The sequence below is a fragment of the Mucilaginibacter sp. NFX135 genome, assembly GCF_048565145.1.
Taxonomy (GTDB): Bacteria; Bacteroidota; Bacteroidia; order Sphingobacteriales; family Sphingobacteriaceae; genus Mucilaginibacter.
Genome location: NZ_CP183412.1, coordinates 5,081,835 through 5,097,238, shown reverse-complemented (window position 1 = coordinate 5,097,238; position 15,404 = coordinate 5,081,835). Strand labels below are relative to the sequence as shown.

Below are 15,404 nucleotides of genomic sequence, written 5' to 3'. Positions count from 1 at the left end.
GGGTGTATTTGCTTATTGATGATGTCCGTTTTTAATCCCTTTTCTTATTTTTTTTACAGGTTCTCCGAGTGTTTTGATCTTGATCCCCTGTTTCGCGATGTTCTGGTTCAGCTTTTCAGCAGTAACCAGTCGCAATTTGTCATCCAGCAATTTGATGCACCGGTTGGCTGGGTCCGCTTGTATATAAATAGGGTGGTATTGACGGCCCTGTCTCCAATGGGCCGATACTTGCTGCCCGTTTTCCAGGTAACGGATCAGTTCTTCCTTGTTCCTGGTGATCGCCGGCATGGCGTTCAACGCGGTTTTAATATCAAATGCGTAATCCGGGGCATAATAATGGGGCGTTTGGGGACCAAGTTCGACCCAGCGATGATTTTCGTGACCAGAAGCGTCTGTGTATCGTTGCTTCAGTGCCCGTCCTTCCAATAGGCTCCAGATGTGATTGCTCTTCAGATCCGGCCAATTCCTGAGCTCAAATTCATGTGTCCTGACCAGCTGGTCGTTTTGAAGCAGGGAGCCACTGATGCGGTTCAGCTGAAAGTTACCATAGGCGTCCTTTTCAAAATGCAGATCGAAGCTCAACCGCTTTTCCGGACCGAGCTTACAATCCAGGGGCAGGCGGATTTGCTTTTGATCGGGATCCAGATGATGCTCCAATCGGCCACCGAAAGAACCAAGCCCGGCTTCCTTCAGTTGTACTTTTAGGCTTTCGATATTATTGTTCCTTAACCGTTGTTGCTCCTTGAGGTAGGCAGGGCCTTCAAAAAGCAGGTCTTTCATTTGCGCGAAGAACCTAAGGAAACGGTTCGGGTACAATTGTTTTTCGAGCCTGCTGATTTGCTTATTCAGCAGGATCACGAAAGGCTTTTCATCAGGACGCGCGGTTTGGCGCAGGCGATGTCTGGCCTGTCGTAGGTGGTCAAGCTGCAGCCGCGACAGTGTATTCGTATCTGCCACGCCTGCTTTGAGCAAGGGTTCTATTTCCTTTTTGCGTTCTTCCCAGGTTCTGAAAGCCAGGAGGACTCGGTTAACGAAAACTGCCATAACGTTCTATTTATTGATTTTGAGCAATACCGGGAACTTGTCCTGAAGCTTGACTTTGATCTTTCTCACCTTTTTGCTGAACAGATCTTTAGCCGCGTTGATCCCGCCTGCTGCTGCCTGTGCGGAAATGGTTTGGTCCATACTGAGAAATTGCATGCTTTGCAAGGCATTGTCGGCACCATCTGAAGCCGCCCCGCTCAACTCCGCCTCGGGCGCAGGAATCCCGGGCATGCCGTCCAGGCTGAAAACGGTAAGAGCCGTGGGAAGGATATCTTTCCCGATCCTGATATTCTGTATATTCAACAACAAACGCTGGTTGGTTACCTGGCATGCGCCAAACAGCAGCTGACCTTTGGGAAGTGTTATGCCTTTTAAGTTTACGGAATCGGTTAGCTTCAATTTGACGGTACCGCCGTTCATTACTTTTTGTTTACCGTCAATAATTGCCGGTATCGCCCGGAATGCACTGTCGTTTTCTCTTTTTGGTGCCACCGGCACTTTCACCGATTCCGGATTCTGGATCGCCTGGATCTTGGTCAGCATATGGTCGAGCTGCTCCATTTCCGGATCACTGGCATTGGTGGAATTCATTGTTTTCATGAGCTTGTGCAGGCGGCGGATCTCGCGGTCTGATGACTGTTGGGAATAGGAGGCTGGCTCGGGTTGATTGATCTGGCGATTGATCTGTGTTAACCGGGCTTCGATCCGGGCCGATTGCTGGTCGGTGGTATTTGCAGGAATGGTCGTGAATGATTTACCCGGTTTTTCGGCATCCGGACTGACTTCAGCGGAATGATTAAATCCCATCGCTTCGATAAAACTCTTGTTCACGCCATCTTTGGTTTTGGTCGCATCTTTCCCGGCAGACCGGTAGATATCCATTTTGTCTTTTTCCCGGGTATCCCTGAACTGCGCCGACGGCAGCACCATATCGATCCCGTGATCGGGAATGGCGGCTTTAGCTTTTCCACCGTCTTCCCCGCCACCTAATGCCACGAAGGCCATAGTCAAAAAGGGCAGGGCAAGCACCGGAATAGCTGTGTAGAATTTGCGTTTTTTAAGAAATTCTTCAGAGTGTTTGGGCATTACGCTGCCTTGCTGTTGATTTTCCATCATATTTATTTTTTGAGTGTTAATGAATCTGTTGGTAGAACTTGTCTGTTGACCGGCGGGTCTGACGGCATACCGATATGTACAGGCTGATCATTTGGGGCATGCGTGATCGTGCCAATTTTTCGGGAGGACAATCCAAGACTAAGGATCAGTCCGCCTGTGATGACGCTGAAGCAGACCCAGAAAAATCGTTTCTGCCGTTTTTTAGAGCACTTGTTGACCCGGGCATTCAATGTAGTAGCCAGCAGAATTTGCCACCCGATAATTCGATCGGCAATGATCTTAGCCAGGTGATCCCGTTGATCAATGGGCAATGCAGGTTTCTTTTTGAAAAAGATCATGTTTATTGATTTTGAATGGTAGTATCCCGGTTCGCTAAAATTTGCCAGCGCTGGATGAGAAAGCCATGCGGGTTGTTATCAGTCTGGTTTTGCAGGTCACGGACCTCACCCTGGGTGACCAGTTTGCGATAGACGGTTCCGCTGGAACGAACCAACTTTTCCGTAGCATAGCAGATGAAGGTATAAGGGAATTGTTTTCCCCGCAGTTCCGTGCTGTCGATATTGATATCCTGCGAAATATTGGCGGAGATCAGGTTATTATAATATCCTGACTCCTGGAGATTATCATATTGCCTTTTAGCCGATTCGTCCGCCAGGTACAATGCCTTGGACACATTGGCCTGTATGGCTTTGTCATCCGGGCTCAGATCGAAGAAATATTGATGAAATGTTTTGATATGGTCGCGGAGTTCCACTGGTAGGTTATTTTTCCGGTCTGTGGCGATCGCCTCCAGTACTTTACCATTATACAGGATATGTACTCGGCTTTCCGCTTGGTGAATTAATTGACTGCTTTTATAAATGCAGAAACACATGGTGACCACATTCCCGAGGATCAGGAAAAAGCTGAATTGCCGGATATGCTTAAAGGCAGTGTCGATATTTTTGAGATGTGTAAACATAATGGAGAAGTTTAATGGTGAATGATTTATTTACCGGATAGCTTTTGTTCCTGGTATCTATCCGATTGACTGTTGCTGCCTGCCCCGTTATAGCCTTCCATGAAATGACCGGGTGCCTTAAGCAGGTTCGCTGCGCCCTGTTGCATACGGCCGCTTGTTGCGGATCCTGTCTGCATGGCTGTACTGGAAGCATGGCTGACCATCGAATTGACCTTTTGAAGCAGCCCGTTACCGCCACCGGCATGAACAATATAGCCAGCGACGCTGGGCACGGTGAAATAACCGATGATCCCGATGATCAGGAAAATGAGGTAGGCGGTGTCCGTCGAACTGAAGAAGGTATCTCCGGCATTTTGAACCTGTGTAATATCCAGCTTCAGCATATTCTCTTGTACCTTACCGATGATCGCACCAAAAATATTGGAGACAGGTAACCATAGGAAAACATTAATATACTTGGCCAGCCAGGAGGTGAGACTATGCTGAAAACCATCAAAAACAGATAAGCCCAAAACGATCGGGCCAAGAATAGCCAGTACGATCAGATAAAAGGTGCGGATGGTATTGATGCATAAAGAAGCCGCTTCATAACATACCTGCAGAACCTCCGACATCCATTGTTTGATCGAATTACGAAACTGATAGGAGGCCTTAGACATGTATGTTATGGAGATGTTGACCACCTGATTCCGGGCCAAACTGACCAGGCAATTAGCTGACGTGGGGCGTGCAGCAAACGCTATAAAAGCGTGTACAAAAATAGTTATTTAAAAGGTATTTTCATTAGTAGCTGGTTTCCGGTTCAACGTTACGTTTTCTTCTCATAGATTCTCCCTTTAGTTCGATGCGGTGCGCATCATGAACGATCCGGTCCAGGATCGCATCAGCAACCGTTTTTTCACCGATCACTTCAAACCATTTGCTTACCGGTAGCTGTGAGGTTATGATCAGCGAGGTCTTGCCGTGCCGGTCCTCGATCAGTTCCATTAGCGCAGCCCTGCTTTGTGCATCAAAAGGCTGGATACCGAAGTCATCCAGTATGAGCAGCTGTGTCCTTTCCAGTTTAGCGAGTTCCTTGATATAAGAGCCGTCTGCCTTAGCCATTTTCAGTTTAGCGAATAGCTTAGGGGTGCTGGCATAAAATACCCTGTAGCCCAGCATACAGGCCTGATAGCCGATAGCAGAAGCCACATAGCTTTTACCGATACCGGTGCTGCCGGTAACCAGTATGTTTTCATTGCGGTCAATGAAGGTACAGTCTGCCAGGCGCATGATCTGGTTGCGGTCGATACTTCGGTCGGCATGGTAATGAACGTCCTCCACAGAGGCTTTATAGCGGAACTTGGCATACTGTATCTGCCGTTCGATACGCCTGTTTTGCCGGTCGTCCCATTCTGCATCTACCAGGTGGGCCAGCAGTTCATCCGCTGTATAATCATTCGTTTTACCCGTTTCCATGCTGCTTTTGAAGGCATGGAACATGCCGAAGAACTTCATCTTCCGCAGTTTGTCTAGTGTACTTGTGTTCATGTTATTTGTTGTTTAATGGTTATTTGTAATAGTCTTTTCCCCGGATATTATCATGGTTAGGCATAGGCAACTCATCTGCAAACAGGCTTTCCTCGTAGCCATCCATCTTGTTCTCCAGGATGGTTTGTATCGTTTTATAGTTATGAATACCATAGCTGAGCGCACGCTGGCAGGCCATCGTTAACCGTTCGTTACCTGCTTTCTTGGCGAAGCCAAGTACACCCAGGCAGGACTTGTAGGCCTGCTCCGGGTGTTGCTTCCGGTCAAGGATCTTCAGGATATACAGCCTCACATCCTCATGGATGGATGCGGCCCAATCCAGGAACTTATCAGGTGTCCAGTCAGTTACAAAGCGGTGTGTAGTGGCCATGTGGTCTTTATCGGTTGTATAGCCGTAAGGGTTCTTTGCCCGCTTATGCAAAGCGATACGTTCATAGTTGGAGTAGATCTCCACGATAGTGCGGGAATACAATAGCTTTACCCGCTTGCCGATGAAGCGGTAAGGCACACTGTAATAGTGTTTATCAGGGCCAAGATTGACATGGCCGTTCTTGATCACCTTAGCGTAGAAGTGCTTTTTGAACTGGTAAAGCAGGACAGGCAGCGGCATCAGGGTATGCCGTTCGATCTCTTCAAACTGTAGCCTGCGGCTATAGTTACGTCCTTTGAGCAACTGGCTGTTATGGGTTTCCAACGCTTCCCATATACCTGTATTCAGCTCTTTTAAAGAGTGATAGGTAACCCGGTTGATAGGCGCGTAGATCTTGGTATAAATGATCTTAACAGCACCTTCTACCAGTGCTTTATCACGCGGGCGGTACGCCCGCGCCGGTAGTATGGTGGTACCGTAATGGTCTGCAAAGTCCTCAAACGTTTCGTTCAAAGTGGGTTCATAGCGACTGCTTTTGGTCACGGCTGCCTTCAGGTTATCGGGTACAATGGCGGCAGGAACGCCGCCGATAAAGTGCAGCGTATTCTCGCAAGCTGCAATAAAGTCTTCCTTTTGCTGGCTCGGAACCGCCTCTACATAGGTAAGCTGACTGGCTCCGAGGATAGCCACAAAGACCTCTACTGCAATAACTTCACCGGTATCCTTATCGGTATAGCTTAGCTTTTCGCCTGCAAAGTCCACATAAAGCTTATCACCGGCTTTGTGATCCATGTGCATGGTCGGGTTGACCCTGGCCTTCCATTGGTTGTAATAAAAGCAGAATTGGCTGTACTGGTAGCCGTCAGGGAACTCTTTGCGGTAGGATTCCCATAACATATACCGGTTGACACCGGTGCGTTTGAGTTCTTTATCTACTTGGGGAAAACAGCGCTGCATGGACTGCATACGGCTGGTGGGCGGGTGTTCTTTGCTTTTACCGAAGAGATCTTCGAGTTCCTTATCGTTAAGGGCATCGATCTCTTCAAAGGTAAAGCTGCTGGCTTTAAAGGCGGCCAGGTACTTCTTTACGGTATTCCGGGATGCATCAGTCTGGGCAGCGATGGTCATTATGGGCCGCTGCTGGCTGTACATCCTTAAAATCTTTCTAATCTTACTCATGCTGATCGTCGAATTGGCCATGTTTGGAGGTATATGTTGCCTCCAAAAGATGGTTGCTTCTACAGCATTTGCTACACGTTGAGGGTGGTCAGTTTGTCCCGGAATCCCCTGGTCAGTTTGCCCCGGAATTGGTGGTCAGCTTGCCCCGGAATCAGGTGGTCTGGTTCATCAGAATCTCCAATCAAATGGCCTTTTGTTCAAGACCTGATGAATTATGAATGGTTCAAATCGGAATGTCTGCTATATCAAGCATTTGAAGAGCAGGAGCATTTAGATTCAGCCTACTTTGTTCCTTTAAAACGCCTTTATGAAGTCAAGGATGAAAGCTAAGCTATTTCAAAAGCCCACATCCAGCTACTTGCTTTAAAAGGTCAAACTTCTCAACACACATTTAAAATGCTTGGTCTGTCGACCAGGCATTTCTTATTTAATAGCTATTGTAAACACAACAACCAAATCAATATGAAACAGCAACAACAAGTCAACCCAATTCAGTCACCTTATAATAAGATAGTCAAAGAGGTGTATTACGCTATCTACAGAAATGCCAAACAACTATTATCTACACTTGAAAGAGATGAATTACGCTACAGCCTTGAACGCGAGGACAAAACCACAACCAAAGTCGGCACCATCATTCATGAGTTTATCAATCCGTTGATCTATCTGAGGCTGGAATGTCACGCAACCAACGTGTTTGCTATTCACTATGGTTTTGAACAGGTCTTAGTTATGAACCAATACAGTAATGTTACTTCAGCCTTTGTCAGAAGTATTTATAAACTGACCTCAAAAGACACTACGACTATCAATATCGAGAAAGCAGTTAGAACTGATTGGTGCATTAAGACATGTTCAGAAATGTATGAGTACATCGAAGAGCGCAATAAGCACCATACATTCAAACAGATCAAATACAAACCTGCAACCGTTAGAAGAAAACAAATGCAGGCAGTCGCATAATATAGATAGGAGCTACCAATGCTCCTATTTAAGAGGCTTTTCCGGTATGAAATCCTTTATTGAGCAATCAAAGATGATCGCTAATTGGTTCAAATGGTTAAGATTGTACTTGGTTGGAGATTTAGAACTTTCAGCCTGCCCAATAAATCCATTAGACACATTTAACCTCACGGCAAGCTCAGATTGAGAAAGATTTTGTTGTTCTCTTTTCTCCCTCACCTTATTGATTACATAAGCTTCAATATCTGATTTAAGGTTAGCTGCCATCAGATACGAAAGAATAGAAACAAAGCTTACGTTTTACTTAGCAATAACTAAGTATTTTACTAATTTCGCTTTACAGAAGGCCTACTGTACTAATTCATTAACTTACCGAGGAAAGGCTATCGGTGCCTTAATCAATCACAATGAAAACGATTAGGATCATAATCCTCCTTACCCTATCTACTTTATCACTACATGCCCAAAAACTAAAGATCACGGCGCTGGATGCATCTATCCAAAGGCTTTACGATGAGCGAGCTCCATATACTTTGGGAAAGATACTGACCATTGAGGTATTTGATAACAGCGCATCAATGACGATTGGTACAGATAAACCCATTTTCTTAAAGAAATCATCTGATAATACCTATACAGTTATATCTAATAACGAAAGCAGAACGGAAACCTATACGTACACGCTGAAACTGTATACTTCGCTTGCAGTACTTACTTCTGCCGAGTTCACCTGGAATGTTCAAGAAAACAAAGGAGCATACAGGTCTGCTTATTGGAAACTCACAGCCAAACGCTTTTAAAATTCATAACCTTAACTCACAAATCAATCACAAGATCAACAATGAAAACAACTCTATTGATGGCATTGACTGCCACAGCTTTACTATTTACATCATGCAGCAAGAAAACAGATAACAACACGGAGCCTGTAACACCAAAGCCGCCTATTGAAACTATACCAACCTTGGCTGTTCAAAGCTTTGCCGGAGGTGGTAAACAAGAATCGACTGATGGGACAGGTACAAATGCACAGTTCTATACGATTTCAAAACTCACATCTGATAAAGCCGGGAACGTTTATGTCCTTGAGCCGGTATCTACAACGGACAACCACCTTTATTTTAAGATAAGGAAAGTCACGCCAAGTGGGGTAACCTCTACGCTATTCAACTCTGGATATGAAGAATTCGTAAACAACAAACCAGTCCACAAGTCAAAGATATATCGTATACTGGACATCGCCTCTGATCCAAATGGTGCCTTATATGTCTTGGCCAACTTAACCGATTATTCAACTACTCCATCTAATGGTGGATGGTATTATCAGGAAATAGGTGTTTATAAATTTGACACTTCGACAGGTGGCTTTGTCAAAGTATTGATCTCATCCACTACATCGGGCGATGCCACAAATGTATGGGCTGCACCAGCTACCGTATTAAACAATATAACAGTGGATGCATCTGGAAATGTTTACGGAGCGTTCATTACAGGAAATTCTACGCCAGGCAAGATGAACGTATATAAAATTAGTTCAGGATCAGGAACATTAATGTCAAGTGTAGATGGTGGTTTTCCGGGCTCACTATATGCCCAGGGTAATGGTGAAGTTTATGCAATTACCACGACAGGTATTGTTAAGATTTCGAACTCACAGTCAACAATTACACTTTATACATTTCAAAAGCCTATTGCTGCACTTCCGGCTACGCTATCAGGCAACCAGAATGGGACCATTTACAGTTATGGAGATTTATATAGTTCTTCAAAAGAGCTTAAGGGGTCAGGCTTTTATAAAGTGAAGTCAGATGGTACAATGACAAATGGAGGCATTATTACTAGTAATCCTGTTATATGGGCTGCCACAGCAGATCAGTCAGGAAATATTTATTATGCGATTAAACCTAATGGCTTTGTCATTCAAAAGGTTACTATCAATTGAGTTGACTTATTAAAAGGTACAGAATCTAAATAATAAGAGAGCTTACTTTCGGGTAGGCTCTCTTTATTACCTTACCTTACAGAATCATAGAGTTTAATCTACAGTAATAGTACCCTTATTCGAAAACCATTGACATGGTATGCCTCCAATATCAATTCTAAGTATCGCGCAATGAAGAGCCCACCACAACCTGAGAATAAGTCAAAGAGAGTGGGTTAGACTAAGTGTTGACAAGTCCCTAAAAACTTACTTTGCATTATCGCAAAGGATAGCTTAAGTTTGAGGTATAAAGAAACCTCGAAGCTCTGAACTCCGAGGTTTCCCAGATTGACCATAACATTTGCTGTGCTATGTTTAGTCTGTACTTCAATCAGTTTTGCCGACTGATCTACAGTTTTACAGTGAAGGGGCCTAAGGGCTCCTTTTCCGTTTCAGTAAAGATACAACACAGATAAGGCCTTATAAAATGTAAACCGCTAACACTGTTTTGAGGATTTATAGCTATTGACTAACATGATTGGGGACAAATTCCACATCCTTCGTTGAAACTTTGTCAGGAGCCGGATTTAATGTGTTGATATGTAGATAGTTGAGGCGGTGTTAATAAAACTCAAGAATGTTAACTATTTACTTGAAGTTATATGCATAAGCCTACACTTACCATCCCCGCTTTCTGTTGCTTACAACAGGATATGGTAAGCTATGCTTATGGCTAGGCGCATAGGCCATCCACACACCAGGAAGATCGGAATTGCGCATTTCTTAAGCTTATCAAATCAGTCGCCAGATTTCGCTACGTTTAATAAGTGCGATGCACACATTAAACTTCACCGCAAGGCCATACCATTACCGCACATTTTTTATTCAATATCTTATCTATTATACACCCCACCAAGAAAATGTGCAGGTAAAACCCAATCCGTTGCGATCTGTCATCTGGTTTGACTTAAGCAAAGTCATTGCTCCATGAAAGCTTTCTCTGGCCTTATCAATCCATTCGCTATACTCATTCATTGCTAAGTCAGGCGCTTTCTACAATTTTTGCTCACCTGCTACTCGTCGAGGACTTCACAACTGTCATGGCGTTTGATAAGCAGACACACAGCTCCAAGTAGTCAAACGCAACGCCAGTTTTTTGTGTGAAGCATTCTTTGTAGCCGCACTTCGTGCTACCTCTACAAAGATCCTCTCCTCTATTCGCAGGCGGCTCGCAGAGAGTATTAACAATTGTTTTAAATAAGTTGTTAAATATTATTAAAGCCTATTTGTTTGAAATGATAAATAATTATATTTGAAGCACCTTAACCCTGCAATATGATCGCATTATCACAGTAAGAATACCCCAGCCCTTAGCCTTCAGAAAGGCATCAATCAAACACATTTTATTCATTCCATAACAGTTTAGCGTCAATCTAATACAGATTGATCTTGCCCATACATTTTTAATTAAACTTTTAGCCCTCTTATATCATGAAGAAACTCATCTTTTCACTATCTCTGTTTTTAAGCTTTTCAACATTAGTACATGCCCAATGGACAACCAGCGGAACGGTTACTTCAACCACCAATTCCGTGGGCATCGGCACTACTACACCATCATCTTTATTAACTGTTACAAGTGGCAGCAACAATAAGCTGGCGCTTTTTGCAGGAACTACGCCGAGTATATTAATAGCCGGTAATCAAAACAGTACAGCCACCTTGGATCTTGGCCGGGATGGTACAGCTATGGGGTATTATCTCCGCTATAAGGATGGCAGTCAGCCCGGATTAATTTTAGGCACCAATAATACCGACAGATTATACATTGACCCAACAGGCAATGTGGGCATAGGCACTTCTACTCCATCTGCTCTGTTGACAGTAGACCCTCAAGGTCCCGGAGGAATGGTAATAGGCAATTCAAATACAGCGGCAGGGGGATTTACCTCGTTGCTATTAAAAGTTTCAGCAAAACAAAACGGCTATTCAACGATTGAATGCATTCAAAGTTCCGGATCTGTCCTTGGCAATCTGTTCCTAAATCCAAATGGAGGCAATGTAGGCATCGGGGTTGTTGACACCAAAGGCTATAAATTCGCTGTAAATGGCAGCACCGTTGCTACTTCTATGACAGTTAAAGCGGTTGCTAATTGGCCTGATTATGTTTTCAAAAAGGACTATCAGTTACCATCACTTCAGGAGGTAAAAACCTATATCGATCAAAATCAACATTTGCCAGAAATTCCATCTGAACAGCAAATAGCTAAAGAGGGCTTGAATCTGGGTGAGATGAACAAGCTACTGATGAAGAAGGTGGAAGAGTTGACTCTTTATTTGATCGAGAAAGATAAACAAGCTCGAAAGCAACAGGACGAGATTGATATTTTGAAAGCCCAAATGAAAACACTTTTAAAACCCTAATACAATTAAACCAAACCCTTATTGATTAAACATGAAAAAAGTAAGTTTAACCATTCTTGCAATACTGAGTATTGCACAATTATCTCATGCCCAGTGGACTACCGCTGGCAACAATATCTATAACAGTAATACAGGAAACGTTGGTGTGGGAATCAACAGCGGCACAGCGAAGTTCGCCGTTTATCAAACCACTGCATTAGGTAGCGTAGCCAAAAATAACCTGTTGCTAAGCTCTGTGGGAGGATCGACAGCTAATAGTGTTCAAAATAATATATGGCTGGTCAGAAACGCAGCTGGCAGCGATTTTACAACCAGTAGATTACATGATGGGATATCAATAGATGGATCTTACGTTAATCCTCAAACGGACACCCGGACCTGGTGGGAAAGAGACCCGACATCAGATGTACAATCCTGGGGAACAGCTGCCAGTACTTATTTAACCATTAAACAAGGTAACCTGGGTTTAGGAACAACAGCACCGGCAGCTAAATTGGACATCACAGTCAGCGCCTCCAATTTTACCAATAATATCAAATTCGGTGATGCTACACCGGGCTATTTAGCAGCAGGAACAACCGGGATATTCATGAGTAACAATGTAGGTACTCCGGTATTCACGGTATTGCATACGGGAAATGTCGGAATCGGTCAAACCAACCCTCAGAACAAACTGGATGTCAACGGTACAGTTCATTCTAAAGCTGTTACAATAGACTTAAATGGTTGGTCAGATTATGTATTCAAAAAAGACTACCAACTACGCCCATTGAGTGAGGTAAAGGACTATATAGATCAAAATAAACATTTACCGGAGATCCCTTCCGAACAAGAGATGATCAAAAAAGGTCTTGATGTGAGCGAGATGAATCAACTATTGATGAAAAAAGTGGAAGAGTTGACTTTGTATCTCATAGAAAAAGATCTAAAAGAAAAAAAATTAGAAGAGCAGATAATACATCAACAGAAAAGCATTGCAGAACAAGAAAAGCGGTTAAAAAAGCTGGAACATATATCAGGCCAATATAAATAAACAACCTCTTCATAAACATTTAAATATTATATACGAGTGAAAAAATACAGCATATTCATTTTACTTGCGTTTGTCGCTTTAGTAAGCGTTAACACCGCATTGGCACAGGACGAAACATATGTTCCTCCGGCGCCAGCATCTGTGTCTATGATTAAGGCCGCGGCAACTGATGTCAATCTTTATGCCGGTAAGGCAGAAATCAACATACCCATCTATACGGTAAAAGAAGGATCTTTATCAACGGGTATAAGCCTGAAATATACCGGAGGCTCAGGTATAAAGGTGCAGGAAATTCCTGGTGAAGCAGGATTAGGCTGGGCTTTACTGGCCGGAGGCGTAATTACCAGAACAACCAGGGGAACTCCTGATGAAGAATCAAGTGGGTATTTTTCGAACCCAGTTGCGGGCTATCTGCAAAATAGTCCAGACTCTCCGGACTTTCAAAAAGCATTTTCTGTTGGAGGAGCAAATGATCTTGAACCAGATGTTTATAACTCAACAACAGGCGGCAGAATTATTTTTGGCAAAGATAAAGTGCCTCATTTTATGAATGAACAGGGGTTCAAAGTTATAAAAGACGGTATTTTCAGTACGGACCACAGCTGGATCATTGCAGATTCCCGTGGTACTCAGTATTATTTTGGCGAAACGGTAAATGCCCAGGAAAGGTTTGCTCAAACAACAAGTACAGGAGCACAATCACTTTCAAGCAAGATCAGCGCCTGGCACCTGACGCGAATAGTCTCGAAAGATGGGGCTTCCATTTTTTTTGAATACGAGAAAAGTGGTCAATTAAGTTCGTTTAACTATTATTCCTTTACCAGATCAAATAAAAACGATGAGGCATGGCAAAATAGCATTGCAACATTATCCTCCCCTTGTGAAGAGATACACTTATCAAAAATTAAAACAAGCAATGCAACTATTGAATTTTCATATATAGACCGACTGGATTTTGCAAATAGTAAGGCCATTTCGGAGATCAAGGTGTTGGACAAACAAAACCAGCTCCTTACAAAATATGGTTTTGATACAGATTATTTTAAAAGCGATGACCTGTCGCCCACCTTGCGGTTAAAAATGAAAGCAGTTAAGCAATATAACACCAGCTTAAACAAAACGTATCCCATTGCTACCTTTAATTATAATGAACAAGAAAACCTGCCTGCCCGAAAATCTGAAAAATTTGATTATTGGGGATATTATAATGACAACCGAACGGGCAAATACTTTGTTTCTGAAGGGGCATACAGGGATGCTGACGCGAATAAATGCCAGGCGAATATTTTAACCGGTATTCAGTGGCCAACAGGCGGATCAACCAACTATTTCTATGAGTTAAACTCTTACTATCTTCCATACAATTTCCTTTATTATGGCGGAGGGCTAAGAGTGCGTGAGGTTACTGAAGTAAATACCGGCGCTCCGGCTATGTCGACCAAATATGATTATTCCAAGCATGACATTTTTAACCCCACAATAACAACCGGTATAGTACACACCCTTTTTGATATAAGAAAGGGTTACATGACCACAGACCAAGTAGAGTTTAAAGATAAATTTTTGGGAAATAATATTTATCGGTCCGAGAACGCGCTGCCCCTAACCAAAGCAATTGATCTGGACGGGATATCCGTTGGTTATTCAGAGGTAACAGTTATACATCCCGATCAATCAACCGAGACGTATGGTTTTCGGGATTACGCTAATTTTCCTGATGACACCAAACTCTATTCATATACTGCCTTTACACTTGCTAGTCCTCCCAGAGTCGAAAATTTCTCGTCCATCAGCAATCGGGATCAATACGATGGATTTGACGCTGTTACTTCAAACGCTGCACAACGGGGGCTGATTACCTATAAGAAAATTCAGGATGCTAATAATAAGCTGATTAAATCCATTAGTTATAAGTATGATGTTTTTACAGGGACTCAAATACCTGGAGCAGAAATTAGTTTAATCTATTCATATACTCCCGATTTAGGCCAGAACTATGCAAATAATTATAAGACGTTTTGGATCTCGTCGGTGTATTATGAGCGTGTAATGGCAGCGCGTTTAACTGAAATAAAGGAAGATAATTATACGTATTCACCTGCAAGTGTTCAGGCGATTCACTCTGTGAATACATTAAACGGATATAAAAATGCTCCGTACCCTCTCCTCCTGGCCACGCAAACCTTAAGTCAATCAGATGGAACAACTTTAACGATTTCCTATAATTACCCTTCAGATATGGTATCCTCCAATAAGGATGCCAGCGGTATATACCAGGCAATGATTGATAAAAATATCATAGCCCCCGTTATAGAGACAGCCTCGGCAAAAAATGGAAAAATGGTCCTCTTTTCCCGTACAAATTATGATAAATTTAATTCTAATCAATTTTTCCCAAAAAGTATAGAGCAGCAAATAGGGGATAACCCAATAAAGGTTAAGCAACTTTTTAACAGCTATAATACATACGGTAACCTGACCGAAGAGCAGCAGTTCAATGGCGTTAAGGTATCTTATCTCTGGGGGTATAATGGTCAGTATCCTGTAGCACAAATTATCAATAGTGATTACGCTACTGTAAGCAGCATAATAACCCAGTCCCAGATAGACGCTGCAGCTACCGCCGGTGATTCTGCTTTGCGAACCCTGCTTAATACCCTGCGTACCGATAGTCGATTGAAGAACGCCCAGTCTATTGCTTATACCTACACTCCCATGATTGGCATGACCAGTATAACGGACCCTAAAGGTGCAATAACCTATTACGAGTATGACGGCTTTCAACGCTTAATGAATATTAAAGATAAAGACGGCAATATCGTTAAGCAAACAAATTATCACTATAAACAATAAACGGGCTATA

Annotated in this window: 13 protein-coding genes and 1 pseudogene; 6 read left to right on the top strand and 8 right to left on the bottom strand. The window is 43.1% G+C overall.

The features are described from left to right. Positions 1–12: 12 nt before the first annotated feature. The 7 genes and pseudogenes from ACNURT_RS21330 to istA form a co-directional block, all read right to left on the bottom strand. Positions 13–1,044 (bottom strand): hypothetical protein, encoded by a 1,032-nt coding sequence (locus ACNURT_RS21330; RefSeq protein WP_090463657.1) that lies wholly within the window; start codon positions 1,042–1,044, stop codon positions 13–15. Between the two features lie 6 nt (positions 1,045–1,050). Continuing rightward, the gene (gene traM, locus ACNURT_RS21325; protein ID WP_090463660.1) at positions 1,051–2,160 is read right to left on the bottom strand and encodes a conjugative transposon protein TraM; all 1,110 of its coding nucleotides are present in this window, start codon (positions 2,158–2,160) and stop codon (positions 1,051–1,053) included. Between the two features lie 2 nt (positions 2,161–2,162). Further along, positions 2,163–2,498, bottom strand: a complete 336-nt coding sequence (locus ACNURT_RS21320) for a hypothetical protein (RefSeq protein ID WP_090463663.1) — start codon at positions 2,496–2,498, stop codon at positions 2,163–2,165. A gap of 2 nt (positions 2,499–2,500) precedes the next feature. After that, complete coding sequence (gene traK / locus ACNURT_RS21315; protein ID WP_090463666.1) at positions 2,501–3,121, bottom strand: conjugative transposon protein TraK; 621 nt, start codon at positions 3,119–3,121, stop codon at positions 2,501–2,503. 26 nt (positions 3,122–3,147) lie between these two features. Beyond that, positions 3,148–3,783 (bottom strand): annotated as a pseudogene (locus ACNURT_RS21310) (conjugative transposon protein TraJ); the annotation flags it as partial. A gap of 121 nt (positions 3,784–3,904) precedes the next feature. After that, a complete protein-coding gene (istB, locus tag ACNURT_RS21305; protein WP_128533444.1) occupies positions 3,905–4,651 on the bottom strand; it encodes an IS21-like element helper ATPase IstB in 747 nt (248 codons plus the stop codon). Positions 4,652–4,670: 19 nt separating this feature from the next. Beyond that, a complete protein-coding gene (gene istA / locus ACNURT_RS21300; protein WP_419699087.1) occupies positions 4,671–6,200 on the bottom strand; it encodes an IS21 family transposase in 1,530 nt (509 codons plus the stop codon). A gap of 462 nt (positions 6,201–6,662) precedes the next feature. Here istA and ACNURT_RS21295 point away from each other — a divergent pair, with 462 nt between their 5' ends. Next, complete coding sequence (locus ACNURT_RS21295; RefSeq protein WP_419699443.1) at positions 6,663–7,163, top strand: hypothetical protein; 501 nt, start codon at positions 6,663–6,665, stop codon at positions 7,161–7,163. 24 nt (positions 7,164–7,187) lie between these two features. On the opposite strand, the gene ACNURT_RS21290 is transcribed toward ACNURT_RS21295, so the two are convergent. Further along, entirely contained in the window at positions 7,188–7,430 is a 243-nt protein-coding gene (locus ACNURT_RS21290) for a helix-turn-helix domain-containing protein (RefSeq protein WP_419699442.1), read from the bottom strand. Positions 7,431–7,570: 140 nt separating this feature from the next. Here ACNURT_RS21290 and ACNURT_RS21285 point away from each other — a divergent pair, with 140 nt between their 5' ends. The 5 genes from ACNURT_RS21285 to ACNURT_RS21265 all read left to right on the top strand — a co-directional run bounded on the left by ACNURT_RS21285 (position 7,571) and on the right by ACNURT_RS21265 (position 15,394). Beyond that, a complete protein-coding gene (locus ACNURT_RS21285; RefSeq protein WP_419699441.1) occupies positions 7,571–7,963 on the top strand; it encodes a hypothetical protein in 393 nt (130 codons plus the stop codon). Between the two features lie 41 nt (positions 7,964–8,004). Beyond that, on the top strand, positions 8,005–9,105 hold the full coding sequence (locus ACNURT_RS21280) for a hypothetical protein (RefSeq protein WP_419699440.1): 1,101 nt from the start codon (positions 8,005–8,007) through the stop codon (positions 9,103–9,105). Positions 9,106–10,575: 1,470 nt separating this feature from the next. Further along, the gene (locus ACNURT_RS21275; protein ID WP_419699439.1) at positions 10,576–11,508 is read left to right on the top strand and encodes a hypothetical protein; all 933 of its coding nucleotides are present in this window, start codon (positions 10,576–10,578) and stop codon (positions 11,506–11,508) included. 31 nt (positions 11,509–11,539) lie between these two features. After that, complete coding sequence (locus tag ACNURT_RS21270; protein WP_419699438.1) at positions 11,540–12,541, top strand: hypothetical protein; 1,002 nt, start codon at positions 11,540–11,542, stop codon at positions 12,539–12,541. A gap of 36 nt (positions 12,542–12,577) precedes the next feature. After that, positions 12,578–15,394, top strand: coding sequence for a SpvB/TcaC N-terminal domain-containing protein (locus tag ACNURT_RS21265; protein ID WP_419699437.1), 2,817 nt, complete (start codon positions 12,578–12,580; stop codon positions 15,392–15,394). The last annotated feature ends 10 nt before the right edge of the window (positions 15,395–15,404 follow it).

What these genes read in the sequence shown, in the direction of transcription:
- ACNURT_RS21320 (WP_090463663.1), bottom strand. Translation starts at nt 2,498, where the DNA reads ATGATCTTTTTCAAAAAGAAACCTGCATTGCCCATTGATCAACGGGAT.
- ACNURT_RS21275 (WP_419699439.1), top strand. Translation starts at nt 10,576, where the DNA reads ATGAAGAAACTCATCTTTTCACTATCTCTGTTTTTAAGCTTTTCAACA.
- ACNURT_RS21295 (WP_419699443.1), top strand. Translation starts at nt 6,663, where the DNA reads ATGAAACAGCAACAACAAGTCAACCCAATTCAGTCACCTTATAATAAG.
- istA (WP_419699087.1), bottom strand. Translation starts at nt 6,200, where the DNA reads ATGAGTAAGATTAGAAAGATTTTAAGGATGTACAGCCAGCAGCGGCCC.
- ACNURT_RS21330 (WP_090463657.1), bottom strand. Translation starts at nt 1,044, where the DNA reads ATGGCAGTTTTCGTTAACCGAGTCCTCCTGGCTTTCAGAACCTGGGAA.
- traK (WP_090463666.1), bottom strand. Translation starts at nt 3,121, where the DNA reads ATGTTTACACATCTCAAAAATATCGACACTGCCTTTAAGCATATCCGG.
- ACNURT_RS21290 (WP_419699442.1), bottom strand. Translation starts at nt 7,430, where the DNA reads ATGGCAGCTAACCTTAAATCAGATATTGAAGCTTATGTAATCAATAAG.
- ACNURT_RS21270 (WP_419699438.1), top strand. Translation starts at nt 11,540, where the DNA reads ATGAAAAAAGTAAGTTTAACCATTCTTGCAATACTGAGTATTGCACAA.
- traM (WP_090463660.1), bottom strand. Translation starts at nt 2,160, where the DNA reads ATGATGGAAAATCAACAGCAAGGCAGCGTAATGCCCAAACACTCTGAA.
- istB (WP_128533444.1), bottom strand. Translation starts at nt 4,651, where the DNA reads ATGAACACAAGTACACTAGACAAACTGCGGAAGATGAAGTTCTTCGGC.
- ACNURT_RS21285 (WP_419699441.1), top strand. Translation starts at nt 7,571, where the DNA reads ATGAAAACGATTAGGATCATAATCCTCCTTACCCTATCTACTTTATCA.
- ACNURT_RS21280 (WP_419699440.1), top strand. Translation starts at nt 8,005, where the DNA reads ATGAAAACAACTCTATTGATGGCATTGACTGCCACAGCTTTACTATTT.